A 2,311-nucleotide genomic window follows, 5' to 3' on the forward strand; every position below is an offset into this window, starting at 1 on the left:
CCAGGGAAGCGGACCCAACCAACCCGGCACAGGCGACCTTCCCCACGTGCATTGCACAGACCCATCGACCCCGCGACCTTGAAACTCTGTGCGGCTCCACCCTTGCTCGGGCCCGTCGACATGTGGTGTGGTCCAGTAGGCGCCACGCACGGCATCCACCCTCCGAACAAACACGAAGGGATGGCTACGCCGCAGCACCACCTTGTTCAACTCGTGCGAAGGCGTGACCGGTGAATACAGGGCGCCAGGCTCTTCGCCGCCCGCCCAGGGAATAGAAGCGAAATCGGGATACGGCGCCCAAGGCTTTCGCGGCGGCGATTCCAGTTCGCGCAACGCCGCCATCACGTGGTCGCGGATGCGCGAGGCGGTGGACACTGCTGGATTGAGATAGATCTCCAGCAATCCGTGCCCGACGGCGTCTCGTTCACCATTGAGCCCCTTCGGGCGCAGCCCGTAACCGACCATCGAGTTCGTCACCGGCAACACCTTGCCCACCAACCGCAAGCCATTGATCACCAAGTCCAGATCGGCCAAGGTGTGCGGCCCGGTCGCACGTGGCGAAGCGGGCGCGACATGCACCACCCGCACCGACTTGGGATCCGACAGCGCCACGGCATGGTCGTAGGCAGCATTCACAAACAAATTGCCTTGCGAATGCGCCAGCAGCAAGAGCTTCTTGTCCAGCGATATCCAATGCGTCAGTTGGTCCCGGTGTCGCTGCGCCACCTTGAATGTTTCGGGTTGCCCAAAATTTGCCGTTAGTTCCCGAACGAGGCTTGCACGAAACGTATCGGCCAACAAAACAGGCAGGTCGGTCAGCGCAGGAATAGCCGATGTCAATGCATCCCACCAGCTCCCGCCTCCTTGGATGGCCGAAAAAAACAACTCGAACCGACCAGCCAGCAAGCCGGTGTGCTCTTGCAGGCGCTGTTCAAACGTCTCAACGAAATCCGAAAATCCCTCGGTGTCGTTGTAGAACAGCTCGTAGGTGATGGGTTCGCCGCTGGGGGTGGTGGCTGGGTAAAGTTTTCTGATCCAGGCAACGGCGAGGTTCCCCTGCACGTCAGTCGTCTTGACTCCGTTGAAGAAACCGAACACAACGCCGATGGCTTCGCAACTGTCTTTCGCCATGGAATTGAAAGGGAGCAGCATCGCAATCAGCGTTAACCAACGCAATTTGGCGCATAACGCACCTTCCAACCGCTCAATCACAAGTGTCGCCTTCGGGCATCCTAGAGACAGTTCCACTGCGAGCCTTGTTGTACGCCAAATACGACCGCAGTCGCTCCTTTGTGTTTGTGGTTAACGCCTCTAATTCACTAGACATCTGATGCCCCACCTTGAACTCTTCGAGCGACGGATAAATGATGCTTATGCAGTTGACCGCGCGCACGCCCGCACCAGAAACCGCATCCAGCGCCACCGCATCGTTCCTATTCACCAGAACCATGCTCTGATAAGCCCGCGCCATCTGCATCGCGGCCTTGCGCTGCGCCAAGTCGGCGTATTTCTTCTCGATGTGCAGCGCAATGTCGTCACGCACGCCATCGCCATTGGCGTCCACACCTTCAAGCGTGGGCAGCCGGTCCAGCTTGGGCAACACACCACTGGCCTCCAGTTGCGCCACCTTTTGCTCTGCCGTGGGCTCGGCAGGCGCCGACGCCTTGGCGCCTTGACCATCGCCGCAACCCGTCAGGCCCATCAGTACAAAAACCCCCATCCAGATGAGCGCACGGCGGGTAGATGGGGCATTCCAGCTGCTGTTGTTCGTCATGCGAGTTTCCTTTTTGGGATTTCAAAAAATAATTCTATTGGGTTACACGACATGCACTTTGTGATCCATTACCCAAACGTCTCCGGTGGCGCTCAGCATCAGGCCGGTCTTTGCCGTTCTTTGAATGGAAATCCACGCCGCTCCCCACCGGGAAAACAACTCGAAGCGCACAACCAGCAAACTGTTGTGCTCTTGCCGCGCTGTGCAAACGTTTCGACAAAATCCGAAAATCCTTCGGTGTCGTTGTAGAACAGCTCGTAGGTGATGGATTCGCCGCTGGGGGTACTAAAGGCGTAAGCCACGCGGAGTTCACCCAGCGCTCTCTAGGCCACCTTGAGCTCGGTATCTACGCCATTGAAAAACCCGAATACCACACCGGTCTTCTCGCAAACATCCTGCGCGAACGCAACTTGAGGCAGCACCACCATGGAAAGAGCGCAAACACATGCCTGCCAACACCTCTGCACCCTCTTACTCACACGTATCTCCTGCGGGCATGCTTGAAACCATACCGCTGACCGCCTTGTTGAACGCCAG

At 58.0% G+C, this 2,311-nt stretch carries 2 protein-coding genes; both read right to left on the reverse strand.

The window, feature by feature from the left end:
• Nucleotides 1-1,212: hypothetical protein (locus tag ABYB95_RS21865; RefSeq protein ID WP_372661921.1), on the reverse strand; the 1,212-nt coding region annotated here is incomplete at its 3' end.
• The gene (locus ABYB95_RS21870; RefSeq protein ID WP_372661924.1) at nucleotides 1,205-1,774 is read right to left on the reverse strand and encodes a hypothetical protein; all 570 of its coding nucleotides are present in this window, start codon (nucleotides 1,772-1,774) and stop codon (nucleotides 1,205-1,207) included. The genes ABYB95_RS21870 and ABYB95_RS21865, both read right to left, overlap by 8 nt.
• Nucleotides 1,775-2,311: the final 537 nt, after the last annotated feature.

Source organism: Hydrogenophaga sp. (genome assembly GCF_041633695.1).
Classification (GTDB): Bacteria; Pseudomonadota; Gammaproteobacteria; order Burkholderiales; family Burkholderiaceae_C; genus Hydrogenophaga.

Excerpts from the sequence above, each read along its gene's own strand:
- ABYB95_RS21870 (WP_372661924.1), bottom strand. The coding sequence starts at position 1,774 with ATGACGAACAACAGCAGCTGGAATGCCCCATCTACCCGCCGTGCGCTC.